General features: G+C 64.3%; 23 protein-coding genes. 13 read left to right on the plus strand and 10 right to left on the minus strand.

Annotated elements, in window-relative coordinates:
* Positions 1–41 precede the first annotated feature (41 nt).
* From pyrH to rpsB, 3 genes are all read right to left on the minus strand, one after another.
* Positions 42–776 carry a UMP kinase gene (gene pyrH, locus DEIPR_RS01935; protein WP_013614149.1) on the minus strand — a complete coding sequence of 245 codons (735 nt, stop codon included), beginning with the start codon at positions 774–776 and terminating at the stop codon, positions 42–44.
* A gap of 165 nt (positions 777–941) precedes the next feature.
* A complete protein-coding gene (gene tsf, locus DEIPR_RS01940; RefSeq protein ID WP_013614150.1) occupies positions 942–1,742 on the minus strand; it encodes a translation elongation factor Ts in 801 nt (266 codons plus the stop codon).
* Positions 1,743–1,920: 178 nt separating this feature from the next.
* On the minus strand, positions 1,921–2,721 hold the full coding sequence (gene rpsB, locus DEIPR_RS01945) for a 30S ribosomal protein S2 (protein WP_013614151.1): 801 nt from the start codon (positions 2,719–2,721) through the stop codon (positions 1,921–1,923).
* Positions 2,722–2,997: 276 nt separating this feature from the next.
* Here rpsB and DEIPR_RS01950 point away from each other — a divergent pair, with 276 nt between their 5' ends.
* The 3 genes from DEIPR_RS01950 to DEIPR_RS01960 all read left to right on the plus strand — a co-directional run bounded on the left by DEIPR_RS01950 (position 2,998) and on the right by DEIPR_RS01960 (position 5,179).
* Positions 2,998–3,555, plus strand: coding sequence for an RsmD family RNA methyltransferase (locus DEIPR_RS01950; protein ID WP_013614152.1), 558 nt, complete (start codon positions 2,998–3,000; stop codon positions 3,553–3,555).
* On the plus strand, positions 3,552–4,058 hold the full coding sequence (gene coaD, locus DEIPR_RS01955) for a pantetheine-phosphate adenylyltransferase (RefSeq protein ID WP_013614153.1): 507 nt from the start codon (positions 3,552–3,554) through the stop codon (positions 4,056–4,058). The genes DEIPR_RS01950 and coaD overlap by 4 nt, the downstream gene beginning before the upstream one ends.
* A 329-nt stretch (positions 4,059–4,387) precedes the next feature.
* On the plus strand, positions 4,388–5,179 hold the full coding sequence (locus tag DEIPR_RS01960) for a CAP domain-containing protein (RefSeq protein ID WP_013614154.1): 792 nt from the start codon (positions 4,388–4,390) through the stop codon (positions 5,177–5,179).
* Positions 5,180–5,271: 92 nt separating this feature from the next.
* Here the strand turns inward: DEIPR_RS01960 and DEIPR_RS01965 are convergent, their stop codons facing one another.
* Positions 5,272–6,459, minus strand: coding sequence for a PAS domain-containing sensor histidine kinase (locus DEIPR_RS01965; RefSeq protein ID WP_013614155.1), 1,188 nt, complete (start codon positions 6,457–6,459; stop codon positions 5,272–5,274).
* A 21-nt stretch (positions 6,460–6,480) separates the two neighbouring features.
* Here DEIPR_RS01965 and DEIPR_RS01970 point away from each other — a divergent pair, with 21 nt between their 5' ends.
* Together DEIPR_RS01970 and DEIPR_RS01975 are read left to right on the plus strand one after the other, a co-directional pair.
* The gene (locus DEIPR_RS01970; RefSeq protein WP_245532711.1) at positions 6,481–6,945 is read left to right on the plus strand and encodes a response regulator; all 465 of its coding nucleotides are present in this window, start codon (positions 6,481–6,483) and stop codon (positions 6,943–6,945) included.
* Between the two features lie 193 nt (positions 6,946–7,138).
* A complete protein-coding gene (locus DEIPR_RS01975) occupies positions 7,139–8,992 on the plus strand; it encodes a menaquinone biosynthesis decarboxylase (protein WP_013614157.1) in 1,854 nt (617 codons plus the stop codon).
* A gap of 151 nt (positions 8,993–9,143) precedes the next feature.
* On the opposite strand, the gene DEIPR_RS01980 is transcribed toward DEIPR_RS01975, so the two are convergent.
* On the minus strand, positions 9,144–9,377 hold the full coding sequence (locus DEIPR_RS01980; RefSeq protein WP_013614158.1) for a hypothetical protein: 234 nt from the start codon (positions 9,375–9,377) through the stop codon (positions 9,144–9,146).
* Between the two features lie 148 nt (positions 9,378–9,525).
* On the opposite strand from DEIPR_RS01980, the gene rpsF reads away from it, so the two are divergent.
* The 4 genes from rpsF to rplI all read left to right on the plus strand — a co-directional run bounded on the left by rpsF (position 9,526) and on the right by rplI (position 11,766).
* Positions 9,526–9,837: a 30S ribosomal protein S6 gene (rpsF, locus tag DEIPR_RS01985; RefSeq protein WP_013614159.1), complete on the plus strand. Its 312-nt coding sequence runs from the start codon at positions 9,526–9,528 to the stop codon at positions 9,835–9,837.
* Between the two features lie 199 nt (positions 9,838–10,036).
* Entirely contained in the window at positions 10,037–10,912 is an 876-nt protein-coding gene (ssb, locus tag DEIPR_RS01990) for a single-stranded DNA-binding protein (protein ID WP_013614160.1), read from the plus strand.
* Between the two features lie 135 nt (positions 10,913–11,047).
* Positions 11,048–11,314, plus strand: coding sequence for a 30S ribosomal protein S18 (gene rpsR, locus DEIPR_RS01995; RefSeq protein WP_013614161.1), 267 nt, complete (start codon positions 11,048–11,050; stop codon positions 11,312–11,314).
* 11 nt (positions 11,315–11,325) lie between these two features.
* On the plus strand, positions 11,326–11,766 hold the full coding sequence (gene rplI / locus DEIPR_RS02000) for a 50S ribosomal protein L9 (protein WP_013614162.1): 441 nt from the start codon (positions 11,326–11,328) through the stop codon (positions 11,764–11,766).
* 92 nt (positions 11,767–11,858) lie between these two features.
* On the opposite strand, the gene DEIPR_RS02005 is transcribed toward rplI, so the two are convergent.
* The 4 genes from DEIPR_RS02005 to DEIPR_RS02020 all read right to left on the minus strand — a co-directional run bounded on the left by DEIPR_RS02005 (position 11,859) and on the right by DEIPR_RS02020 (position 17,140).
* On the minus strand, positions 11,859–12,773 hold the full coding sequence (locus DEIPR_RS02005; RefSeq protein ID WP_013614163.1) for a hypothetical protein: 915 nt from the start codon (positions 12,771–12,773) through the stop codon (positions 11,859–11,861).
* Positions 12,774–12,904: 131 nt separating this feature from the next.
* A complete protein-coding gene (locus DEIPR_RS02010; protein WP_013614164.1) occupies positions 12,905–14,221 on the minus strand; it encodes a hemolysin family protein in 1,317 nt (438 codons plus the stop codon).
* Complete coding sequence (locus tag DEIPR_RS02015; RefSeq protein ID WP_013614165.1) at positions 14,218–15,507, minus strand: hemolysin family protein; 1,290 nt, start codon at positions 15,505–15,507, stop codon at positions 14,218–14,220. Before DEIPR_RS02015 ends, DEIPR_RS02010 begins: the two co-directional genes overlap by 4 nt.
* A gap of 253 nt (positions 15,508–15,760) precedes the next feature.
* Positions 15,761–17,140, minus strand: a complete 1,380-nt coding sequence (locus DEIPR_RS02020; RefSeq protein WP_013614166.1) for a TrkH family potassium uptake protein — start codon at positions 17,138–17,140, stop codon at positions 15,761–15,763.
* Between the two features lie 212 nt (positions 17,141–17,352).
* On the opposite strand from DEIPR_RS02020, the gene DEIPR_RS02025 reads away from it, so the two are divergent.
* Positions 17,353–19,881 (plus strand): phosphoenolpyruvate carboxylase, encoded by a 2,529-nt coding sequence (locus DEIPR_RS02025; protein WP_013614167.1) that lies wholly within the window; start codon positions 17,353–17,355, stop codon positions 19,879–19,881.
* A 39-nt stretch (positions 19,882–19,920) separates the two neighbouring features.
* A complete protein-coding gene (locus tag DEIPR_RS02030; protein ID WP_013614168.1) occupies positions 19,921–20,382 on the plus strand; it encodes a DIP1984 family protein in 462 nt (153 codons plus the stop codon).
* A 236-nt stretch (positions 20,383–20,618) separates the two neighbouring features.
* On the opposite strand, the gene DEIPR_RS02035 is transcribed toward DEIPR_RS02030, so the two are convergent.
* The gene (locus tag DEIPR_RS02035) at positions 20,619–21,908 is read right to left on the minus strand and encodes a replication-associated recombination protein A (RefSeq protein WP_013614169.1); all 1,290 of its coding nucleotides are present in this window, start codon (positions 21,906–21,908) and stop codon (positions 20,619–20,621) included.
* Between the two features lie 40 nt (positions 21,909–21,948).
* Here DEIPR_RS02035 and DEIPR_RS02040 point away from each other — a divergent pair, with 40 nt between their 5' ends.
* Both DEIPR_RS02040 and tuf read left to right on the plus strand, forming a co-directional pair.
* Positions 21,949–22,215, plus strand: coding sequence for a hypothetical protein (locus tag DEIPR_RS02040; RefSeq protein ID WP_013614170.1), 267 nt, complete (start codon positions 21,949–21,951; stop codon positions 22,213–22,215).
* A 287-nt stretch (positions 22,216–22,502) separates the two neighbouring features.
* On the plus strand, positions 22,503–23,720 hold the full coding sequence (gene tuf, locus DEIPR_RS02045; RefSeq protein ID WP_013614171.1) for an elongation factor Tu: 1,218 nt from the start codon (positions 22,503–22,505) through the stop codon (positions 23,718–23,720).
* Positions 23,721–23,734 lie beyond the last annotated feature (14 nt).

Genomic DNA, 23,734 nt, shown 5'->3' on the forward strand with positions numbered 1-23,734 from the left:
GGTGGGATAGGGTGTCAGTCTAGCGTGAGGTCTGTGGCCCTTCAGCCCTGGGCCGCCGTGCCGGCTCCGGGCGTGCTGATCAGGGTGCCCACCCGTTGCCCTTCGAACAGCCGGCGCAGGTTGCCCTCCTGGAAAATGTCGAACACCACGATAGGCAGGCCCTTGTCCATGCACAGGGTCAGTGCCGTAGCGTCCATCACGGCCAGGCGCTGTTCCACCACGTCCATATGGGTCAGTTCGTCGAAGCGTACGGCGTCCGCGTGCTTCTGCGGGTCCTTGTCGTACACGCCGTCCACCTTGTTCTTGGCCATCAGCACCACGTCGGCGCCGATTTCCAGGGCACGCAGGGTCGAGGTGGTGTCGGTGGTGAAAAAGGGCGCACCGTTGCCCCCGCCGAAAATCACCACGCGGTCTTTTTCCAGGTGGCGAATCGCCCGGCGGCGGATGTAGGGCTCGGCCACAGCCTGCATGGCGATGGCGCTCATCACGCGGGTGGGCTTGCCGGCCGCTTCCATGGCGTCTTGCAGGGCCATCGCGTTCATCACGGTGCCCAGCATGCCGATGTAGTCGGCCGTGGCAGGGTCCATGCCCTTGCCGTTGCGTGCGCCGCGCCACAGGTTGCCGCCGCCAATCACCACGGCCAGCTCCACCTCGGTGCCGTCCAGCGCACTGATAATCAGCTGCGCCAGCTGCCGGGTCGTGTCGGGGTTGATACCGAAGCCGGAGTCGTCCGACAGGAACTCGCCGGAGAGTTTCAGCAGAACTCGTTTGAACATGGGTTCACCTCTAGAAAGATGCGGGAAAGGGAAGCAGGCGGCGGGAGTGTGCAGCAGCCCGCCCAAAAAAAAGGCCCGGCAGCGCAGGCTGGCCGGGAAAGGCTCGTCGGGTGTTCGCCTGCCGATTGGAGAGGAAAGGCGGGACGCCGCCTTTTCCCTTCAGGCTTACTTGCTGCCGACCTCGAAGCGGATGAACTTGGACACTTTGGCTTCGCCCAGGTACTTCTCCACAGTCAGGGAGTTGTCCTTGACGAACTTCTGCTCAGGCAGCACGCGCTCTTCGTAGAACTTGCCAATCTGGCCGCCCACGATTTTCTCGACCATATTTTCGGGCTTGCCTTCGGCAATGGCCTTGTTGGTCAGCACTTCGCGCTCTTTTTCGATGTCCTCGGCGTTCACTTCGTCGCGGGTCAGGTACTCGGGCTTCTCGGCGGCGATGTGCAGGGCCACGTCCTTGGCCTGCTCGGGGGTGCCGCCCTGGATATCGGTCAGCACGCCGATTTTGCCGTTGGAGTGCACGTAGCCAGCCAGGTTGTCGCCTTCCAGGTAAGCCACGCGGTTCAGCACGATGTTCTCACCGATTTTGCCCGACAGGGCGGCCACGGCGTCGCCCACCTTCTCGCCGCTGTCCATCTGGAACTCGCGGAAGGTGTCCAGGTCGCTGGTGCCGGCCTTGAGGGCTGCCTGGGCCAGCTGCTCCACAATCGCCTGGAAGTCGGCGTTGCGGGCCACGAAGTCGGTTTCGCTGTTCACTTCGACCATGGCGGCCTTGCCACCGTCCACCACGAAGCGGACCAGGCCCTCTTTGGCTTCGCGGTCGGCCTTCTTGGCAGCCTTCACGATGCCGCGTTCACGCAGCAGCGCCACCGCTTTTTCTTCGTTGCCTTCGGCGTCGCTGAGAGCCTTTTTGACATCCATCATGCCGGCGCCGGTCATTTCACGCAGTTTTTTGATCGATTCCATCATAGTCGTGACCTCCTGGGGTCTGAAGTAAAGGCCGAAAGGACCTGCACAAGTCTAGCCGCTGAGGCAGTGGGCGGACCTTTGGCCAAAGGTTTGGCTTTTCCTGTTCCGGTCCTGTTCCGGCTGGCCCTTAAAAAAGGGGAGAGGCGTCCAGCGGCCACTCCCCTTTTCAGCAGGCGGTTTAGGAGCGGCCCTGGCTGCTGGTGACCTGAACGTTCTCCACGCTTTCACCGGCCTCGGCGGCTTCGATGTCAGCGTTGCTCTCTTCCACACGCTCTTCGCCCTGCTCCACGTCTTCGTCGGCGCCACGGGCTTCCACCAGCAGGTCACCAATGCGGTGGGTAATCAGCTGGATGGAGCGGATGGCGTCGTCGTTGCCGGGCACGATGTAATCAATCACATCGGGGTCGGAGTCGGTGTCGGCCAGCGCAATCACGGGAATGCCCAGCTTGTTGGCTTCCTTGACGGCAATGACTTCCTTGGTGGGGTCAATCACGAAGATGGCGTCGGGCAGACGGTTCATCTTGCGGATGCCGCCCACGAAGCGCTGCAGGCGGTCACGCTCGGTGCCCAGCTGCACGCGCTCGGCCTTGGGACGGTCGTTGATGCGGCCCGACTCAAACAGCTCGTCCAGCTCGTCCAGGCGCTCCACGCGGGTGCGGATGGTGCGGTAGTTGGTGAGCATGCCGCCCAGCCAGCGGCTGGTCACGAAGGGCATACCGGTGCGGCGGGCTTCCAGCTCCACGATTTCCTGGGCCTGCTTCTTGGTGCCCACGAACAGGATGGTGCCGCCCTTTTCGGCCAGGTCCTTGATGTAGTCAAAGCTGCGGTCCACCTGCTTGAGGGTCTTTTGCAGGTCAATGATGAAAATGCCGTTGCGCTCACCGAAGATGAACCGGCCGAACTTGGGGTTCCAGCGCTTGGTCTCGTGACCGAAGTGCACGCCGGCTTCCAGCAGTTGCTTCATGCTGATGTAGGACATGAATCTCCTAAGCGTTCTGTGGGAAAAGTTTTGCCGTTGCCCGTGCCAGCCCCCGCCGCCAGCAGCCTTGCTGCACGCGGCGCTCCAGGGGCCAGTTCTTTCGGCGGACGCTTGAGCCGCCGTAAGCATGGGTCACGGAAGGCACCCAGCCGGACAGTATAGCAGGGGAGTGGCCAGGTACCGGCTGGCGGTCGCTGGGAATGGCCGGCGGCCCGCTCCTTATCCCTATACGGCTTTACCCACCCTCCATTTCCGCCTTCTGCTACGCTGCTGCGCATGAGTCTGCGCATTCTGGGAGGCCGCGCCAAGGGCCGCCCACTGAAAGTTCCCGAGTCGGCCCGGCCCAGCGGCGCCCGTATCCGCAAGAGCCTGTTCGACCTGCTGCAAAGCCGCCGCCCGCCGGAAGGCAGCCGCCCGGTGGTGTTCGTGGACCTGCACGGGGGCAGCGGGGCCATCGGGCTGGAGGCGGCCAGCCGGGGCTACCGCGTGACCATGGTGGAAAAGGAAGGCCGCAGCGTCAAGGCGCTAGAACAGAATGCCCGCGACCTGGACCTATGGCGTGAGGTCCGTATTCTCAAAGGCGACGCTGGAGCGCTGATCGGCCGGCTGGAACAGGCCGACATCGTGTTCAGCGACCCCCCCTACGAGCAGGACATCCCGCTGCTGACAGAGCAGATTCTGGGCAGCACCTTGCTGGCCCCCGGCGGCATGCTGATTGCCCAGCACGACAAGCGCGTGTCCCCGCCGGATGTGCCCGGCTTCGAGCGTGAAACGCGGCACTACGGCAGCAACAGCCTCAGTATCTACACCGCTGCTAGTCTGGAACCTGCATGAATGCCGTCTTTTCCGGTTCCTTCGACCCCATCACCAACGGCCACCTGGACGTGCTGGAGCGTGCCAGCCGGATTTTCGACCAGGTCACGGTCACGGTGATGCACAACGCCCGCAAGAGCGGCAAGCACCTGTTCACCCTGGAAGAGCGCCTGGCGATTCTGCGCGAGGTGACGGCCCACCTGCCCAATGTCAGGGTGGACAGCTTCGAGGGCCTGCTGGTGGATTACATGCGCCGCAGCGACCACGGCATTATCGTGCGTGGCCTGCGGGCGGTCAGCGACTACGAGTACGAACTTCAGATTGCCCACCTCAACCGCGAGATTGGCGGTGTGGAGACGGTATTTATCATGGCGGCCACCCACTGGAGCTATGTCAGTTCCAGCATGGTCAAGGAAGTCGCCAGCTACGGTGGGCCGATAGACAACATGGTGCCGCCCGCCAGCGCCCGTGCCCTGATAGACAAATTCAGCGACCGCTACGGTCAGCGTATCCAGAGCAGCTAGCGCAAGCTCCGCTTCTTGCGACCACTGGGGGCACGGCCCCATTTTTTTATGCCCTGGAGTCCAAGTGGCAGACATATGTCCCCGGCAGCTGCCTACTTAACCAAAAATTAATTTGCTGCATCTGTACTTTGTCACCTCTCTGGAAAGGAGGTGGCTCGTTTTCGTCTGCCGAATTTTTCTGCGCCAAAATCACGTTGCTGTGGGCAAAAGCGCAGGATATTTTGTGATATGGAACATTCCAAAAGTCTGTCTTTATTATTACAATATGTTGCGAATCGGAGAGAGCTAGAGTTCCATACTTGTTCCAGAAAGGGAGTCAGGTGGCGCGTATGGGACAAATGGGTAAACGGCTGGGGTGGTGGGGTATGGGTCTGCTGGTGGCGCTGGGGCTGACGGGTTGCGGTGGCGGTGGAGCGCCGGCCGCTGGCCGGACGCCGCAGCAGCCTTACCTGCCGGCTGCCGGCGTGAATGTCGGTGGCGGCGGCGAGATTCACCCGCTGAGTGCCGTGATGGTGCCTCCCTCCGAGCAGGAAGTGCAGCTGCTGCAACTGATCAACGAGGTGCGGACCCTCGGCACCGTAGGCGGCAAGAACGTGATTCCCGGCAGCTGCGCCGAGACCACTTTTGCGCCCCGGCAGCTGCGTCCCCTCTCCTACAGCGGCGTGCTGGCCCACGCTGCCGGCAAGCACGCCCAGTACATGGGCCGCGTAGGCTACCAGGGCCACGACGAGAGTTCCGAGCTGGGCGCCAGCAGCGGGTTCTTTTACGGCGCTACCCGCCAAGCCCGCGTGCAGCGCAGTCTGACCGAAGCAGGCCTGTCTCCCACCTACGACTTTGTGGCAGGCAACTCCGGCGAAAACGTGGCCGGCGGCACGCCCGGGCAGGTGGCCGGCGGTGACATGACCACTGGCTACGCCACCCCCCGCGAGGTGATGGAAGCCTGGATGAAAAGCCCCGCGCACTGCCGCAACCTGATGAATCCGGACTGGGATTTCGTGGGCACCGCCTACTTCCACAACACGGTGCCCAACGTGAATGTTCAGCCCCGGCTGCACCAGCACTCCTGGGTTCAGGTCTTCGGCCGTGGAACCGCCAACGTCAAGGTTGTGTACAGCTACTGAGCGTGGACTTCCTGCGCCTACAACGCTGATATTCGTTGGTCGGCTGCTGGGTATCAGCGCCGTGTGTCAGTGCCGTGTGCCAGCCAGATCCCTTAGCTCACTGCCCGGTTCTCTCCCAGCAGCGCCCCTGAAGCTTCCTGCGCCCCTTGCCAGCGTGGCAGGGTCATCCATACCGTGATGCCCTCGGCGGGATTGGGCTCCAGCCAGATTTCACCCCCGTGAAACTGCACAATTTTTTCGCAGATGGTCAGCCCGGTGCCCTGCCCGGCAATGCCGCGCACATGAAGCCGTTTGAACATCTCGAAAGCCTCGTCGCTGCTGCCCTGGGGCAGACCCGTTCCGTTGTCCTGTAGCCCGATCTGGACCAGATGGGGGCTGTCCGCGTCGCAGGCCAGCAGGCGCAAGTGAAGTGGGCGGCTGGCGCGGAACTGCACGGCGTTGTCTAGCAGTTGGGTCAGGACCAGCCGCAGCTGCTCGGGGTCTCCCTGAACTGCCGGAAGGGACGCCACCTGCACCCGAATCTGGGCCGCTGTCTCGTCAGGAAGGCCTTGCCAGGCTGCCGCCCACTGCTCGGCCAGGTCGACGCACTGCATCTTTTCCGGTGCCGAGATGCTCGACAGGTCCAGCAGCGCCCGCACCAGGCTGCGTGCCCGGCCCGTGTGGTGCTGGATGTGCTGCAGGTAACTGCTGCCCTTGGCCGGCAGCTGGTTGCCGAAGCGGTGCCACAGCAGGTCCGAATAGCTGCCGATAATCCGCAGCGGCTCTTGCAGGTCGTGCGAGGCCACCTGCGCCAACTGCGTCAGTTCGCGGTTGCTGCGGGCCAGCTGCTCAGTGCGTTCCAGCACACGCTGTTCCAGCTGCTGGTTCAGGCGCCGCACTTCCAGTTCCGCCTGCTTGCGGCGGGTGATGTTCTCGTGGGCCACCAGGGCGTACTTGCGGCCGTCCTGCTCGAAAGCGGTAATCCGCACTGCGAAGTAACGCTCTTCGGTGGGGGAGTGGCAGGGGTATTCCAGCTCGTAGAAGTCGGTCTGGCCGCCCAGGACCTGCCGAATACCACGGGCGGTAGCGTAGGCCGAAGCGGCGTCGTCGCCGGTCGCACGTTCGCAGATGTGCAGGTAGTTGGCGCCTAGCGTCGAAATGCCGCCGTTGTCGCATGAAAAGCGCTGCCACATCCGGTTTTCCAGGACAATCCGGCCCTCTTCGTCCAGAATGGCGACATGTGCTGAAAGAGCGTCGAACGCAGCCGCAGCGAAACGCAGGGGTTGTTCCGGCAGGTCCACCTTTCTACTATACTTCTCCTTATGTCGATGTCAGACGCCAGTACAAAACCCTTCTGTCTGTTGCTGGTCGAAGACGAACAGGCCGATGCCGAGCTGTTCCAGGAACTGCTCGGTGAGGTGGCGGCGCACACCAAGGTGATTCATATGGGCAACGGTCAAGAAGCCCTGGACTACCTGCAGCGCCTGGGCGAAGAACAGCCCGGCGAACAGCCCCGGCTGCGGCCCAATCTGATTGTGCTGGACCTGAACATGCCGGTCATGAACGGCCACGCCTTTTTGGAACATGCCAAGAAAGACGAGGGCCTGAAAGATATTCCGGTGCTGGTGCTGAGCACCTCCGACCATGCCGACGATGTGCAGCGCGCTTATCAGGCCCATGCCAGCGGCTACCTGGTCAAGCCCACCTCGTTTCAGGAATACACCGAGATGCTGCGGCTGATGACCTCCTACTGGGGACAGGTGATGCGCCTGCCCCGCAGCGGCTGAGGCTCGGCCTCACAAGGCTGAATCCGAACGCTGCCCCTGTTCCGCCGACCGGGGGCAATTTCCGTGGGCTGGGCTGCTGTATAGCTCCTGCGCTCTGTCCCAACAACAATCCGGCTTGACCCTTCCTTCGGAGTTGGGGCTTCAGGACATCTGCTTCCAAAGAGGCCCGGTCCCGGCCCGTATTCTGTGGCGCATGGCCTTTCCCGACATTCAGTCTTTCATGAGCCTGCTGGAAAGCAGAGGCGAGCTGCTGCGGGTCTCCGCTCCGGTATCGCGCGACCTGGAAATTACCGAAATTGCCGACCGACTGGTCAAAAAAGGCGGCCCGGCGGTGCTGTTCGAGAACGTGGTGGGCAGCGATTTCCCGCTGCTGATCGGTGCCCTGGGCACGCGTGAACGGGTGGCGCTGGCCCTGGGTGTGGACGACCTGGATGACCTGGCGGCCAAAGTCAACCACTTGATTGACCTGAAGGGAAGTGGTGGAGTGCGTGGGCTCCTGGGCAACATTCCCAAGCTGGGCGATGCCATGAACCTGCCGCCCCGGCGGGTGCGCTCGGCGCCCGTGCAGGAAGTGGTCTGGCGCGGCGACGAGGTGGACCTGGACAAGATTCCGGTGCTCAAATGCTGGCCGGAAGATGGCGGCCCCTTTGTCACCCTGCCGCTGGTGATTACCCGTGACCCCGAAACCGGCGAGCGCAACATGGGCATGTACCGCATGCAGGTGATGAGCCGTAACACCACCGGTATGCACTGGCAGCGCCACAAGACCGGCACCCGGCACCTGGAAAAAGCGAAAGCACACGGCGAGCGCCTGCCGGTGGCGGTAGCCATCGGCGGCGACCCGGCACTGATTTACGCCGCCACTGCACCGCTGCCGCCCATTCCGGGCCTGGACGAATTCGCGCTGGCCGGCTACCTGCGCGGACAGCGCTATCCGGTGGTGAAGGGGGTGACGGTGGACCTGGACGTACCTGCCAACGCCGAATTTATTCTGGAAGGCTACGTGGACCCGCAGGAAGACTGGGTGGTGGAGGGGCCATTTGGCGACCACACCGGCTTTTACACCCTGCCGGACCTGTATCCGCTGTTCCACGTTACCGCCGTGACCATGCGCCGAAATCCGGTGTACCCTGCCACCATCGTGGGCCGCCCGCCTATGGAGGACGCTTATCTGATCGAAGCGTCCGAGCGTCTCTTTTTGCCGGCCGCGCAGCTCATCATTCCCGAAATTGTGGACTACCACATGCCCCCAGCCGGCGTGGCACATAACTTGGTCGTGGTTAGCATCCACAAGGAATTCCCCGGGCAGGCCTACAAGGTCGCCAACGGCCTCTTTGGGCTGGGGCAGATGATGAACGCCAAAGTCATCGTGGTGGTTGACGCGGAGGTCAAGGTCAACGACATGGACGCGGTCTGGCGTGAAGTGACCCAGAAGGCCCTGCCAGGCCGCGACACCCTAACCACCCGTGGTCCCATCGACGTGCTGGACCACTCCAGCCGGGGCTGGGGCTATGGCGGCAAGCTGATTATTGACGCGACCACCAAGCGACCCGAGGAAATCGGCTCCGGCGTGAGCAGCCGCGAGGACCAGGCGGATGATGTGGTGCCCGAAGCCTTCCGGCCCCAGGCCACCGCCGAGCTGCCCACCTTTCCGGGTGTGCTGGCGCAGCGTCAGACGGAAGATGGGTACTGGTACGTGGCGCTGGACAAGACCGGGGCCGGGCAGGCCCGCGCTCTGGCGGAAGCGTTCGCGGCCCACCCGGCCGCCGCGGGCGTGCGCCACCTGCTGATCTGCGACGAGCAGACCGACGTGCAGGACGCAGGCGACGTATGGTGGACCGTGCTGAACAACATCGACGCCGAGCGTGACGTGTGGGTGCTGGACACACCGGGCGGCGGGCGCCTGCTGGCCTGGGACGGCGCCCGCAAGCTCCCCAGCGAAGGCTTCGTGCGCGAGTGGCCGCCCAAAATCGTGATGGACCCGGCGGTGCAGGCGCGGGTGGACCGTCTGTGGAACGTGTACGGCCTCCCGGAGCGCTGGCGCTGAGGTTGGGGCATCTTCCTGACATGCCTCAAGCCGTGTGACCATCTGCCGCGTGGCGGTAGGTGCCGAGCGCTATAGAAAAACACCGTAAGGGTAAAAAAGCCCTTACGGTGCTGTCTGGCCGGAAGCGGCCGAGAGTTCGGAAAGTGGAAGGTTAGAAGAAGCCGCCCCGCTTGGGTCCGTTGCGGCGGCCGAAGCGCCGGTTGGCCTGATCCAGAATTGAGTCGAACATCTGCTCGCGCTTGCTGGGGCGGTAGAGGCGTCCGCGCTTGGCCTTTTGGCTGTTGCGGTACTGGGTCAGCAGTTCCAGGGCGATAGGAGCGACCACCATCAGGGCACGCAGTTTGCCGGCGCGGCTGGTACGGGAAACGTTCTTGAAACGGGGCATGTTTCCAGTAATAGCGGTCCGCGGCCGCACTTGGCTGAGGAGAGGCTTAGATTCTGCTATAATCCCCACTTGCGCCGCGCGGGCGAGGCTGGCACCTGCCTCAGGTATCTGACCTGCCCAGTGCGCGGAAGAAAGCGAGGTGAATGAAATGGCACAGTACGACCTGAACCTGATTCTGAACCCCAACATCAGCGCCGAGCAGGTGGAGACCGAAAAAGACTTCATCCAGCGCGCGGTGACCAATGCTGGCGGTGAGATCACCAACCTGGACGAGCTCGGCAACCGCCGCCTGGCCTACGCGATCAACAAGACCCGCGAAGGCTACTACCTGATGTACACCATCACCATGGCCGGCAACCCTGAAAAGGACATCGCCAGCAGCCTGCGTCTGCGCGACAACGTGTACCGCGTGTTGGTGGTCAAGGACCGTCCCGAGTGGAAGACCAAGAAGAGCGCCTGAGCTTTTTTGCGGTCCATTCAGCAGGTTGACATCGTTATGTCATTGACATAATAGCCTGTCCACACTATGCTTCATTCACCCCTCGCTGCAGCCCGGTTGCGGGCGTGTAGGCGAAAGACACAGGGGCAAATTCAGGGCCGCTAGCCTAAGACATATACGAATCTGTGACATCGCTAGCGACGTACAAGGAGAGATGATTATGGCCCGAGGAATGAATCACGTTTTTCTGATTGGTGCACTGGCCCGTGACCCCGAACTGCGTTACACCCAAAGCGGACTGGCTGTCTTTGAAGCCACCGTGGCCGGTGAAGACCATATCGTGGGCAACGACGGCAAGGAACGGCGACTGCCGTACTACCACCGTATTTCCATGCTGGGCAAGCCTGCCGAATGGCAGGGCGAGCGCGGCTACCGCGCCGGTGACCCGGTGCTGGTCGAAGGCAGCCTGGAATACAACGCCTGGGATTCTCCCGAAGGCGGCAAGCGCAGCATCGTGCGCGTCAAAGCGCTGCGAATCGAGCAGCTGGCGGCTCAGGCCCCGCTGACCGAAGACGCTGGTGGTGGCGTACGAATGGCCGGCGGTATGAACGAAGTGCTGGTGGTGGGTAACCTGACCCGCGAACCCGAACTGCGTTACACCCCTGGCGGCGACGCTGTCTTGAGCCTGGGGCTGGCCGTAAACGAAAACTGGACCGACCGCTCCGGCGAAAAGCAGGAGAAGGTGCATTGGATCGACGTGACCCTGTGGCGTGAGCTGGCCGAAGCCATGCAGAACCTCAAAAAAGGTGACCCTGTCCTGGTCAAAGGCCGCTTGATGAACGAGTCGTGGACCGACAAAGATGGCAACAAGCGCAGCAGTACCAAAGTAGAGGCGACGCGAGTCGAAGCCCTTTCCCGAGGTGCGGGCACTGGCAGCACCGCAGCCACCCCCGCAGCACCCCGTCAGGCCACGGGCAGTGCGGCGTACTCGGCCCCCTTCACAGGTGGAGCCGGCATGGGGAACCGTTCGGGGGGCTTAGATATTGATCAAGGCCTCAATGACATTCCGCCAGAAGAAGACGATATGCCGTTTTGAGTTGACCGCGCTGGCCTAGGCCGGCGCACAGGTGAGAGCGAGTATCAACTGTAGCGAGGGGCCGTCCCTGAGCTTGATTCCCGGCTTGATTCCCGCTCCGCAGACACTCTGACCGGACACATTTAAAGGACCAACATGACCAAGCCTGACCGTAAACCGCGCGGCAAGGGCCCCAAGCGCCCCCGCAAGCCGAAGGTGGACCCGTTCTCCATCGGCGAACTGGAAATTACCGACTACAAAGATGTGAAGATGCTGCGCCGCTTCGTGAGCGACACCGGCAAGATTCTTCCCCGCCGCCGCACGGGCCTCTCGGCCAAGCACCAGCGCCGCATTTCGCAGACCATCAAGGTCGCGCGTCAGATGGCCCTGCTGCCCTACACCGAGAAGCTGGTCCGGAAGTAAGGAGATAAGCGATGCAAGTGATTCTTCTTGAACCCGGCAAGCTGGGGCAGACCGGCGAAATCGTGACCGTGAAGCCCGGCTACGCCCGCAACTTCCTGATTCCCCGCGGCATGGCTGTTCCGGCCAACGCCGCCAACATGAAGTCGCTGGAAGCCCGTATCCGCAGCCGCCAGAAGATTCTGGCCGAGGAAAAGGCCACCGCCGAAGACCTCGCCAGCCGCCTGGAGAACGTGGCCATCGAGCTGAGCGTGCGCGCCGGCGAAGGCAAGGTGTACGGTGCCGTGACCTCCGGCGACGTGGCCGACGCCCTGGACCGCTTGGGCTTCGACGTGGACCGCCGCAAAATCGAAATGCCCAAGGCCGTCAAGGAAATTGGCGAGTACGATATCAGCTACAAGGCCCACCCCGAGGTGAGCATTCCCCTGAAGCTGGTCGTTCACGCTGAGAAGTAAGGCCCAAGCTCCTTACAGCAACAAGAAAGCCGCCCCATGGGGCGGCTTTTTATGTGGATATGACGCGTGGCTCTGATATTTGCCTGTGACCACTACTCACCCTCGCGGACGGTGCCCAGCAGCTCTTCCGCCACTTTCAAGGCCGCTGGCCCCAGTGGTGAGCGCGTGATGCCCAGCAGAGTGCTGAGCTTGTTCTGCCGCATCCCCGACAGGTGGGACCAGCGGGCAATGTCTGTGCGGTGCAGGACATAGGTTTCGTCGCGCAGGTAGCGAACGGCTCCGTCGTAATACCCAGCATCGAAAGCGGCGTGGGCCAGCTTTTCCTGGGCCAGCATTTTCAGGCCACGGGTCGCCAGCAGCGCGGCGCGGGCCTCGTCGCGGCCGCCGAAGCCGTAGAGCTGCTCCAGCAGGTATACCGACTTGGGGAATTTCAGCCCGGCTGCGGCCCGCCAGGCGTGGGGCAGCCTCAGCTCGAACTCGGGCCAGAGTCCTGCGTGGGTCAGCAGCGCCGGGTACAGCGACTCGGTGGCCCAGCGGCGGGCCTCGCCCAGCGCCGTGATCTGCTCGGCGGGACCGGCCCCACCGGAGCGGAAAGTCTGCTTCATGGCCGCCAGTTCCTCGCTGACACTGCGCAGGGTTTCCTCGCGCCAGTCGGCCCGCCGCTCCTCGCTGAGGGTCCACAGCTGGCGCTGGATGCGGGCAAAGTAGCCGGTGGGGTCATAAAGTGCCCGGCTACTGGCCAGCAGGCCCAGCGGAGCTTCGGCGCGGGCCACTTCCCACTCGCGCCAGCGCTCCAGCTGCTCGTAGGGAAAGCGCACCACCCGGATACCGCTGCGCAGGTCATCCTGCATGCTCTGGACGCCACGCTCGAAGGCCACGTAGGTCGGCACGCTGCCGGCCCAGGCGTCGTCGGTATCGAAGCTGCCTGCTGCCGCCACAGCCCGTACCCGTCGGTCTGAAATCAGTTTTTCGGCCGTCTTCTCGGCCCGCTGTGCCAGTTCGTTCAAGGTCTTCTCTTTCTCCGCCGGTCTCGGCTGTCCAGTGCGCCACTCTAGCGGTTCCGGGGGACATCCACGGTTAAGAGAAGACTGAGAAATGAAGGGCCGCTAGCTGCAGCCCGCTCCGGTCTGACCGCCCTTCAAATCTGCTCCGCGCCCTGCTCCGGCACTGCCCGCAGGCGGACCCGCGTGACCTTGAGGCCGCGCACCTCCTCGGCGGTGAGGTCGTAGCCGTGCAGGTGGATGGTGGTGCCTGCGTCTGGAACAGTGCCCAGCTCGGCCAGGAACAGGCCCGCCACCGTCGTGACCTCGTCACTGCTCAGCTGCGAGCCGTAATCCTCGCGCAGTTCCGAGAGCGTCACCTCGCCGTCCAGGGTGAGGGAGCCGTCCTCATTGCGCAGAATCCACTGCTCCTCGGGGGCGTCCTCCTCCTCGATCACATCGCTGATCAGGTCGTCCATCGTCACGAAGCCCAGCGTGCCGCCGAACTCGTCCACCACCAGCGCGGCGTGGACCCGCTCCCGCTTGAAGAGGGCCAGCAGTTCTTCGGCGGTGGCGCTGGCAGCCACGCTTGGCAGGGGCCGGGCCAGCTGCTCCAGCGTCAGCCGGCGGCCGCCCGACCGCGCCCGCATAAAGTCCTTGATGTGCAGCACGCCGACAATGTCGTCCAGCGTTCCCTGGTAGACCGGATAGCGGCTGCGTGGAGAAGCGGCGATTTTCTCCATCACCTCCGCGTCGCTGGCGGTGACGGCCAGTGCCTCCAGGCGGCTGCGCGAGGTCATCAGTTCCTCGGCCACCCGCTCTTCCAGCTCGAAAATATTGGTGATGAGGGTCTGCTGCACGCTGCCCAGTTGCCCGCTGGCTGCCACCTCCTCGGTGGCGATGGCGAGTTCCTTGGAGGTGTACAAGCTGGCTTCCTTGCCGGGTTCCTTGATACCGATCAGCCGCATCAGCCCCATCGCCAGGAAGTTCAGCGCGGCCACCAGCGGACGGAACACCAGCCCGAAGACCCGCATCAGCGGATTGACCCGCACACTGATCTGTTCCGGGGACTGCAGGGCCAGCGCCTTGGGAATCATTTCCCCGAAGACCACGTGCATGTAGGTAATCAGACTCAGAGCCACGATAAAGCCGGCGGTGTGCGCCGCCTCATAGCCCAGCCCCCACTGCTCGAAGGGGCCGTACAGCCACTTGGCAACGGCCGGCTCACCGTACATGCCCAGGCCAATAGACGCCAGGGTAATGCCCAGCTGCGCGATGGCGATGTACCCGTCCTTGCCGGCGGGGCGGTCGAACACGCCCAGCAGCCAGCGGGCCGCGCCGCTGCCCGAGTCGGCCATGGTCTGCAGGCGGCTGCGCCTGGCCCCGACCAGAGCGAATTCGGCGGCCACGAACAGTCCGTTCAGCAGCACCAGCGTCAGGATGACGGCAATGGGCAGTGCGACATTCTCTATCATGCGTCACCTCCGGGCAGGCGCAGACTCACGCGGCGGACCGAGCGCCGTTCCATGCTGTCTACGCGCACCATCGTGCCGTCTTCCAGCTGCAGCTCGTCGCCTACCACCGGAAGGCGTCCCAGCTCCTGCCACATCAGGCCACTTACTGTATCGACCTCGTCCGCCGGCAGCCTCAGGCCGAAGCGGTCGTTCAGGACGTCCAGCAGCACGTCGCCGCGGGCCGAGACCACCTCGCCCTGCTCCACAATCGGTTCCTCCTCCTGGTCAAACTCGTCTTGCAGCTCGCCGAAAATCTCTTCCAGGGCGTCTTCCAGCGTGACCATCCCAGCCACGGCGCCGTACTCGTTGATGATCATGGCGCTATGTCGGCCCGCCTCACGCAGCACCTGCCACAGCTCCGGCACCGTCACCGTTTCCGCGACGATCAGGGGCTGCTGCATCACCTGATCGACCCTGGCTTCGGGATTCTTGGCCGCTGCCAGAAACAGGTTGCGCAGATGCACGATGCCCACCAGCTCGTCGGGCTGCTGACCCATCACGGGAAAACGGGAGTAGGCGCTGCTGCTCAGCTGCGGCACGATGTCGCGCACCCGCGCACTGCCCGGAACGGTCACCAGCCGCGTGCGGGGGGTCATGATCTCGCGCACCATTCGCTGGTCCACGTTCAGTACGCCGGCCAGCATGTCACGTTCCGCTGCGTCAATCAGGCCGCCGGCCGCGCTCTCGCGGTACAGCCCCTCCAGCTCTTCAGGAGAGTGGACGTGTGCATGGCTGTGGTCGCCGCCCAGGCCGCCGGCTTTCATCAGCGCAAAAGCCGAACCGTTGAACAGCCGGATCAGCGGGGTAAACAGCCACTGGCTCAGCCGCATAGGGGCCAGGGTCGCCATAGCCAGCCGCTCGGGGTAGCGCAGGGCCACGGTCTTGGGAAGCAGTTCGCCCAGCACCACCTGCAGGGCCGTGACCAGCAGCAGCACGGCGATGATCGCTGCAGCCTGTCCGGCGGCCCCGAAATATGGCGTGAGCAGCGGTGTCAGCCGCGCCTGCCCGAAGGAACCGGCCACCAGGCTGCTCAGCGTAATTCCGATCTGGCAGGCCGCCACATAGTCGTCCAGTTTTCTGGAGTCCTGCAAGATGGTCAGCAGGCCCGCCGCAGGGCGGCTGCCCGCCTCGGCGGCTTCCTGGACCCGCGAGCGGCGCGACCCCACCGTAGCGAACTCGGCGGCCACATACAGTGCGTTCACGGCCACCATCACGAGGATAATCAGCACCGACAGAGCGGCGCTCATGGCTGCCCCCCGCAGGAAGGTTCAGGCCCGGTCGGGCGCTGAACGGCTGAATTGTGACTGGTCCCCGAAGGGTCGGCGTCGTCTAGGCACGGCGTCATAGCACTGAGCAGCTTAGCGCATGGCCCGGCGGCGTCATGAGAAGGGGTTGGGCCAGGCTTGAGTGTGCAGAGCGGCCATTTGTGGGAGAGCTGGCAGGTTGTTCCAGCCAGTCTTGCGCCGCCCGGCTCCAGCTCCCGCCTTAGCCGATCAGCCCTTAGCCAATCAGCACTTCACTGGTTTGGGGGTAGCGTACTGGCGGCGGCAGTTCGCGCTGTGCAAAGGCCACCGCCAGGGTCAGCGGCCCGATGCGGCCCAGGAACATCAGGGCGATGATGACCAGTTCCTGTGCCGGATTCAGCAGGGCCGTGGCATTCATGCTTAGGCCCACCGTGGCGAAAGCGCTGACCGCTTCGAACACCAGCTGAATGAAGCTCAGTTCGCCCTCGCCGTGGCTGTTCAGCAGCAGCAGCAGCAAAATCCCCAGGGCCAGCATCACCAGGCTGAGCAGGCCCACGCTCATGGCCCGCAGGATGATGTCGGTGCCTAGGCGCCGGTCGAACACCACCGCGTCCTTGCGGCCCCGGATCAGGGACCAGGCACTGACCACCATCACGAACACCGTATTGGTCTTGATCCCGCCGGCTGTGGAGCCGGAGTTGCCACCAATCAGCATCAGCAGCATGGAGTAGAACAGGCCCGCGAAAGTCATCTGCGCGTAGTCGAGAGTATTGAAGCCGGCCGTGCGCGGTGTGACCCCCTGAAACCAGGCCGCCAGCAACTTGTCGCGCAGCGGCAAACCGCCCAGCGTGGCAGGGTTGTTCCACTCCATCAGCCCGAACAGCACCGGGGCGCTCAGCAGCAAGAAAAATGTCATGGCCAGCGAAATGCGGGTGTTGGTGCTCAGCTGGTTGCGCCGGTCGCGCAGCCACGCCAGGACGTTGACCTGGACCAGAAACCCCATGCCGCCCAGGATAATCAGCAGTGGAATAAAGATATTGATGGCCAGGTTGCCGACCAGCCCAGTCAGGCCGGTGGGGTAGAGGCTGAACCCGGCGTTGTTAAAGGCGCTGACCGAGTGGAACAGCGCGTAATACAGTCCGCGCTGCAGGCCCTCGCGTGCGATGAAGTCGGGGGCCAGCAGCAGGGCGCCTGCCAGCTCGATGGCCAGTGCGCTGAGAACCACCGTGCGTACCAGCGCGGGCGCTTCGCCCAGGCGGGACGCGTTGACCTGCTGGGCGGCGTTCAGACGGCTGCGGACGCCCACCCGGCGGCGCAGCAGCAGCGCGGTCATGGTGCCCACCGTAATCAGCCCCAGCCCGCCGAACTGCACCAGCAGCAGCATGACGGCCTCACCGAACGGCGAAAAGGTAGTGCCGATGTCCACCACTCCCAGCCCGGTCACGCACACGGCGCTGGTTGCCATAAACAGGGCCTGCAGCAAGCTGACCGTTTGTCCGGGCTCATGGCTCAGCGGCAGCCACAGCAGCAGCGTGCCGCCCAGAATCGCGGCGCCGAAGGTGAGGGCAATCAGTTGGGCCGGACTGAACCGGCTCAGACCGAACCTGCGGAAGTGGAGAGAAAAGGCGCTGTTCATAGGTGTTTGCGTGTCATGGGTGCCTGCTGGGCCGGCGCCGGCTGAAGCTGGCCCATTGTACCCCTGGTCCTGCAGTTGCGAGTCGGCTGATGACCGCGCGGCTTCCTGCGTCCTGCGGATGTGATAACAGAAGGGACACAGAAGGACAGAGCACACAAGCGGCCGGCCGCAGCTGCACCAGCGGCGGAGCTGCCGGCGAGGGGAGAGGACAGATGGCACTGAACCGTGATGTGAGTACGCTGGGCCGCCTGCTGGGCCAGGTCCTGCGCGAACAGGAAGGCGAAGCCTTTTTCGAACTGGTCGAGAAGACCCGCGCCCTGGTCCGGGAGGTGCGGGCCGGCGGCGACTCTGCCGAGCTGAGCGGACTGCTGCGTGGCCTGAGCCGGGAGGAGGCGTCCAACCTAGCCCGTGCGTTCAGCTGGTACTTTCAGCTGGTCAACCTGGCCGAGGAATATGAGCGGGTCCGTGTGCTGCGGGAGCGCCAGGGCACCCGGCCTCAGAGCCTGCTTCAGGCCGTAGAGGAACTGCACCGCCAGGGCCTGAGCGCTGCCGAGGCCCATGAGCTGCTCGCCACCCTGCAACTGGAACTCACCTTTACCGCGCACCCCACCGAGATGCGCCGCCGCACGGTGCGCCAGCATCTGGTGGACGTGGTGGAGCAGTTGCCCCGCCTGGACGAGGAAGAAGCCCAGGAGCGCGTGCTGGCCCATATCGAAGCGCTGTGGGGCACGCCGGAGCTACGCCGCATCAAGCCCACCGTGGCCGACGAGGTCAAGGCGGGCCTGACCTACATCTCGTCTATCGCCCGCGCTCTGCCGGTGCTGGAGCGTGACCTGGACCGCGCCTTTGCGGCCGTGTACGGCGAACGCGGCGCCGCCGGCATCTCTACGCAGCTGCCGCTGCGGTTCAGTTCCTGGATGGGCGGCGACCGCGACGGCAACCCCTTCGTGACGCCGCAGGCCACCCGCGCCGCGCTGGAACTGCACCGCCAGCGGGCCCGCGACCTGCTGGCAGCGGCGCTGCGCCAGGCCTACGCCGACGTGAGCCAGGAAGACCTCCAAGCCGGCGAGGGTCAGCCCACCTACCGTGACGAACTGCTGGCCCTGTTTCAGGCGGTGCAGCGCGGTGAGGCGGCCGACCTCTCCCCACGCCTGGGCAGGGTGTACCGGCAGTTGCTGGAACAGGGCCAGCGCCGCACCGCTGAGGAACTGCTGCTCCCAGCGCTGACGCTGGCCCGCGTGTTCGGGCAGCATCTGGTGAGCCTGGATATCCGGGAGCATTCCAGCCAGACCGGCAGGGCAGTGGCGGAACTGCTGCAGGCCTCCGGGGTGACGCAAGATTACCTGGCGCTGGACGAGGACGCCCGGCTGGCTCTACTGAGTGCCGAACTGCGCTCCCGCCGCCCGCTGTGGCCGGCCGGCGAGCCGCTCACGGAGACTCTTGAGACGGCCATCGGACCCATCCGCGAGGTGCAGGCGGCCGCCCGTGAAGTCGGCCCGGCGGCATTCGGCCATTACGTGGTTTCCATGTCCGAAAGTGTGAGCGACGTGCTGGAGCCGCTACTGCTGGCCCGCGAGGTGGGGTTCCGCATCCTGCCGGTCCCGCTTTTTGAAACCCTGGACGACCTGGAGGGTGCCCCGGACATCGTGGCCCGGCTGCTGGCCTTGCCCGAGTACCGCGCCCACCTGGGCAGCGACGTGCAGGAAATCATGCTGGGCTACTCGGATTCCAACAAGGACGCCGGCTTTCTGGCCGCCAACTGGGCGCTGCACGAGGCCCAGCGCCGTATCAGCGCGGTGTGCCGTGAGGCAGGCGTGCGCTGGCGCTTTTTCCACGGGCGCGGCACTTCTATCGGGCGTGGGGGCGGTCCAGCCAGCCGCGCCATTCTGGGCCAGCCGGCCGGCACCATCGACGCGGGCCTGCGGATCACCGAGCAGGGAGAAGCCCTGGCCGACAAGTACAGCCATCCGGTGCTGGCGCGCCGCAATCTGGAGCAGGCGCTGTACGGCATGATCGTGGCCGCTGCCCGTCCACCCCAGGACCCGCCAGCCGAGTGGATGGACGCGCTGGACCGCGCCGCCCGCGCCGCTGCGGCTGCCTACCGCGCCTTCGTACAGGACCCGGCCTTCTTGCCCTTTTTCGAGCAGGTCACGCCGATTCACGAAATCAGCCGCCTGAACATCGCCAGCCGCCCGGTACGCCGGCCCGGCAACCCCACCCTGAGCAACCTGCGTGCCATTCCCTGGGTGATGAGCTGGACGCAGACCCGCGCCAACCTGCCGGGGTGGTACGGCCTGAATATCGGCCTGCGCGAAATCGGAACTGAGCAGGCCCGGCAGATGTATGCCGAGTGGCCCTTTTTCCGCGCTGTGCTGGACAACGCCCAGATGAGCCTGGCCAAAACCGACCCAGCCATCTTCCGCGAGTACGCCGCGCTGCTGGCCGGGGCCGATACTCCCGAAGCTGTGGAGGGCGGTCGGGCGCTGGCCGGCATTATTGAGGAAGCGTACCGCGACACGGTAGCGTTGGTGGGTGAGGTGGTGGGCGGTGAGCTGCTGGCGCGGGAGCCGCGGCTGGCCCAGAGCATCCTGCTGCGCAATCCCTACGTGGACCCCATCCACCGCATCCAGATTGAATTGCTGCGCCGCGCCCGTGCCGAGGAAGGTGGCCTGGACCGCTACGAGCACGCGCTGATGCTGACGCTACAGGGGATTTCGGCCGGGGTGCGCAATACCGGCTGACGCCTTACGGGACAGGGTTCAGGCGCTAGACTGCCCACCATGAAACTGGCTGAAGCCCTGATTCTCCGCGCCGACCTGCAAAAGCGCCTGGCTCAGGTGGCTGCCCGCCTAAGCCAGAATGTGCTGGTGCAAGAAGGTGACGCTCCCGCTGAAGACCCGTCAGCGCTGCTGGCCGAACATGCCGAGCTGACGGCGCAGCTGGGGCAGCTGATTCCTGCCATTCACCTCACCAATCTCACCACCCGGCTGGCCGATGGCCGCACGCTGACCCAGGCCCTGACCGAGCGTGACTTGCTGGACGGACGTCTTGGCCTGCTGCGCCAGACCGCCGAAAATGCCTCGGTGCAGCAGCAGCGTTTTGGCGGCAGCGAAATCCGCTGGGTGCCTGCTGTGAGTATCCCGCAGTTGCAGCGCCAGATCGACGCTCTTGCCAAGCTCCGCCGCGAGCTGGATACCGCCTTGCAGCAGGCCAACTGGCTGACTGACCTGCAAGAAGGCTAGTGCCTGCGCCCTATACTTTCTCCGGGCCAGTGTTTCAGCGGGCGAGGGCTAAGCCTGGCGGAGGTCAAGCCGCACTCATGCGACTGGGGGGACAGTCATCCTTTTACCGTTTTCCCCAGCACGCCGCACCGCAGGACTGTTTTTTGTCACACTCACTTCCGTAGCTCTGACGCTGACCCTGGCCTATGACCCCTGCCTTCTGGCGGGGGTTTTGCTGTGCAGAAGGCCGTTTTTGCTTAGTTCTCTGTCTCTTGTTCGCCTTCTCCGTGCGCTTCGCGCAGCTTGCGCCAGCGCTCCTGCACGCGGCCTTCCCAACCCTCGGTGCCGGGCCGGTACAGGTCCAGCTCAGCCCCCTGCGGCAGATAGGCCTGCGCGAACGAGCCGGCCGGGTCGTCGAAGTAGTAGGCGTAGCCTTTGCCGTAGCCCTGGCCTTTCATCAGTTCGGTAGGGGCGTTACGCAGGTGGAGCGGCACCGGCAACGTCTCGCCCTCCTGCACCGCCCGGACCACCCGTTTCCATGCGGTGTACACGCTGTTGCTCTTGGGGGCCAGCGCCAGGTACACCACCGCCTGCGCCAGCGCCAAGTCACCTTCGGGGCGGCCCAGGAACTCGGCGGTGTCGCGGGCAGCAACGGCCAGCCGCAGGGCCTGTGGATCGGCCAGGCCCACGTCCTCAGCGGCAATCCTCACGATTCGCCGGGCCACATACAGCGGGTCTGCGCCGCCTTCCAGCATCCGTGCCAGCCAGTACAGCGAGGCGTCCACATGGCTGCCGCGCACCGACTTGTGCAGGGCCGAGATCAGGTTGTAAAAGTCCTCGCCGCCCTTGTCCATCGCAGGCAGGTGCTTGCCGAACGCTTCGGTGACGGCTTCTTCGGTCACCGGGTTGGCCAGCACTGCGGCCGCTTCGAGCGTGCCCAGAGCGCGGCGTCCGTCCCCGTCGGCCAGGCGGGCCAGCAGCTCCAGCGCCTCCGGCTCCATCCTCACGCCTTCCAGTCCACGCGGGTCGGTCAGTGCCCGCTCCAGCAGCGCCCGAATGTCATCTTTGCTCAGTGCTTCCAGTACCAGGGTCCGCGCCCGCGAGCGCAGGGCCGGGTTCACCTCAAAGCTGGGATTCTCGGTGGTCGCGCCGATCAGGGTCAGCAAGCCTGATTCCACGTGGGGCAGCAGGGCGTCTTGCTGCGCCTTGTTGAAGCGGTGGATTTCATCCAGAAACAGCACCGTCTTCTGTCCCCGCCCGCGCCGCGCCTCAGCTTCCAAGACAGCCTCGCGCACGTCCTTGACACCGGCACTCACTGCCGACAGCCCTATAAAGTGGCTGCCCACTTCGCCGGCCACCAGCCGGGCTAGAGTGGTTTTGCCTACGCCTGGCGGCCCCCACAGAATCAGGGAAGGCAGTCGGCCTGAGTTCAGCAGGCGGGTCAGCGGCTTGCCGGGACCTAGCAGGTGGGTCTGTCCCACCACTTCCGCTACGGTGCGGGGGCGCAGGCGTTCAGCCAGGGGCGCGGGCGGGTCGAACAGCGTCATCCCCTTACGCTACGGCAAGGGGCGCGGCATAGTGGCAAGCATGAATCTGAAAGAAATGGCCCAGCGTGAAGGTCTCCCCGCAGCTGTTCAGGTCGAGCGCGAAGACACCCCTGCCGGCATCCTGATTCGTGCCGTGGAAGGCGAACGTGGCGCGGAAATCCTGATTACCCCTTCGGCCTGCAAGATGTACGGTGAAGGCCCCAGTTTGAATGCCGCGCTGAGCCGCTTACGCAGCTTGCTGGAAGGGGACGGGCTGCCAGCCAGGGAAGGCCAGCACTGGCACCACGAGGAACTGGCTGACTTCTAAGACAGAGCGGACCGCAGGACTGATTTAATATTTCCTTTATCTTTTTGGTTTTGGGTGGCTTCCCGTGGGGGGAGATCACCCTCCAACTTGCCCTCATTGGGCAGATCGGCTAGACTTTTACGTCGGTACGCAGCACTGCGTAGCGTGTGCCAGCAGGCGGGACACTGCCGCTCGGCGAGAATCAACCCAATGTGGGCCGCAAAACCCAAAAGACGTTTTCCGTCTTTTCTGGCAAACCCGATCAAAGGGTCGTTTTTGTGTGTGCCACCGCTTGGAGGAGAGTAATTATGGCAAAAGGTACGTTTGAACGCACCAAGCCCCACGTGAACGTGGGCACCATCGGACACGTTGACCACGGCAAGACCACCCTGACCGCGGCCATTACCTTCACCGCTGCTGCGATGGACGACACCGTCGAAACCCTGGCTTACGACCAGATCGACAAGGCCCCCGAAGAAAAGGCCCGTGGTATCACCATCAACACCAGCCACGTTGAATACAACACCGAAGGCCGCCACTACTCCCACGTGGACTGCCCCGGTCACGCCGACTACGTCAAGAACATGATCACCGGCGCAGCCCAGATGGACGGCGCTATCCTGGTCGTCAGCTCCGCTGACGGCCCCATGCCCCAGACCCGTGAGCACATCCTGCTCGCCCGTCAGGTCGGTGTGCCCTACATCGTCGTGTTCATGAACAAGGTCGACATGGTTGACGACGAAGAACTGCTCGAGCTGGTCGAGATGGAAGTCCGCGAACTGCTCAGCAACTACGAGTTCCCCGGCGACGATCTGCCCATCGTTAAGGGCAGCGCCCTCAAGGCCCTCGAAGCCCTGCAGGCCAACCCCAAGACCGCCCGCGGTCAGGACGAGTGGGTCGACCGCATCTGGGAACTGCTGGACGCCATCGACTCCTACATCCCCACCCCTGAGCGCGACACCGACAAGGCTTTCCTGATGCCCGTCGAAGACGTGTTCACCATCACCGGCCGCGGTACTGTGGCAACCGGCCGCGTGGAACGCGGCATCGTGAAGGTGGGCGACGAAGTGGAAATCGTGGGTCTGACCGACACCAAGAAGACCACCGTGACCGGCGTGGAAATGCACCGCAAGCTGCTGGACAGCGGCATGGCGGGCGACAACGTGGGCGTGCTGCTGCGTGGCGTGAGCCGTGACGACGTGGAACGTGGTCAGGTACTGGCGAAGCCCGGCAGCATCACCCCCCACACCCAGTTCGAAGCCAGCGTGTACGTGCTGAGCAAGGACGAAGGTGGACGTCACAGCGCGTTCTTCGGTGGCTACCGTCCCCAGTTCTACTTCCGGACCACGGACGTGACCGGTGTGGTGGAGCTGAAAGAAGGCGTGGAAATGGTGATGCCCGGCGATAACGTCGAGTTCACCGTGGAACTGATCAAGCCGATCGCCATGGAAGAAGGCCTGCGCTTCGCCATCCGCGAAGGTGGCCGTACCGTCGGCGCTGGCGTTGTGACCAAGGTCATCAAGTAAGGGACTGGTGTAGA

Origin of the sequence: Deinococcus proteolyticus MRP (assembly GCF_000190555.1) — a bacterium.
In the GTDB taxonomy this organism is placed as follows: domain Bacteria; phylum Deinococcota; class Deinococci; order Deinococcales; family Deinococcaceae; genus Deinococcus; species Deinococcus proteolyticus.

Bases quoted from the DNA above. Each gene is read 5' to 3' on its own strand.
- pyrH (WP_013614149.1), bottom strand. From the start codon at position 776: ATGTTCAAACGAGTTCTGCTGAAACTCTCCGGCGAGTTCCTGTCGGAC.
- tsf (WP_013614150.1), bottom strand. From the start codon at position 1,742: ATGATGGAATCGATCAAAAAACTGCGTGAAATGACCGGCGCCGGCATG.
- rpsB (WP_013614151.1), bottom strand. From the start codon at position 2,721: ATGTCCTACATCAGCATGAAGCAACTGCTGGAAGCCGGCGTGCACTTC.
- DEIPR_RS01950 (WP_013614152.1), top strand. From the start codon at position 2,998: ATGAGTCTGCGCATTCTGGGAGGCCGCGCCAAGGGCCGCCCACTGAAA.
- coaD (WP_013614153.1), top strand. From the start codon at position 3,552: ATGAATGCCGTCTTTTCCGGTTCCTTCGACCCCATCACCAACGGCCAC.
- DEIPR_RS01960 (WP_013614154.1), top strand. From the start codon at position 4,388: ATGGGACAAATGGGTAAACGGCTGGGGTGGTGGGGTATGGGTCTGCTG.
- DEIPR_RS01970 (WP_245532711.1), top strand. From the start codon at position 6,481: ATGTCGATGTCAGACGCCAGTACAAAACCCTTCTGTCTGTTGCTGGTC.
- DEIPR_RS01975 (WP_013614157.1), top strand. From the start codon at position 7,139: ATGGCCTTTCCCGACATTCAGTCTTTCATGAGCCTGCTGGAAAGCAGA.
- DEIPR_RS01980 (WP_013614158.1), bottom strand. From the start codon at position 9,377: ATGCCCCGTTTCAAGAACGTTTCCCGTACCAGCCGCGCCGGCAAACTG.
- rpsF (WP_013614159.1), top strand. From the start codon at position 9,526: ATGGCACAGTACGACCTGAACCTGATTCTGAACCCCAACATCAGCGCC.
- ssb (WP_013614160.1), top strand. From the start codon at position 10,037: ATGGCCCGAGGAATGAATCACGTTTTTCTGATTGGTGCACTGGCCCGT.
- rpsR (WP_013614161.1), top strand. From the start codon at position 11,048: ATGACCAAGCCTGACCGTAAACCGCGCGGCAAGGGCCCCAAGCGCCCC.
- rplI (WP_013614162.1), top strand. From the start codon at position 11,326: ATGCAAGTGATTCTTCTTGAACCCGGCAAGCTGGGGCAGACCGGCGAA.
- DEIPR_RS02010 (WP_013614164.1), bottom strand. From the start codon at position 14,221: ATGATAGAGAATGTCGCACTGCCCATTGCCGTCATCCTGACGCTGGTG.
- DEIPR_RS02015 (WP_013614165.1), bottom strand. From the start codon at position 15,507: ATGAGCGCCGCTCTGTCGGTGCTGATTATCCTCGTGATGGTGGCCGTG.
- DEIPR_RS02020 (WP_013614166.1), bottom strand. From the start codon at position 17,140: ATGAACAGCGCCTTTTCTCTCCACTTCCGCAGGTTCGGTCTGAGCCGG.
- DEIPR_RS02025 (WP_013614167.1), top strand. From the start codon at position 17,353: ATGGCACTGAACCGTGATGTGAGTACGCTGGGCCGCCTGCTGGGCCAG.
- DEIPR_RS02030 (WP_013614168.1), top strand. From the start codon at position 19,921: ATGAAACTGGCTGAAGCCCTGATTCTCCGCGCCGACCTGCAAAAGCGC.
- DEIPR_RS02035 (WP_013614169.1), bottom strand. From the start codon at position 21,908: ATGACGCTGTTCGACCCGCCCGCGCCCCTGGCTGAACGCCTGCGCCCC.
- DEIPR_RS02040 (WP_013614170.1), top strand. From the start codon at position 21,949: ATGAATCTGAAAGAAATGGCCCAGCGTGAAGGTCTCCCCGCAGCTGTT.
- tuf (WP_013614171.1), top strand. From the start codon at position 22,503: ATGGCAAAAGGTACGTTTGAACGCACCAAGCCCCACGTGAACGTGGGC.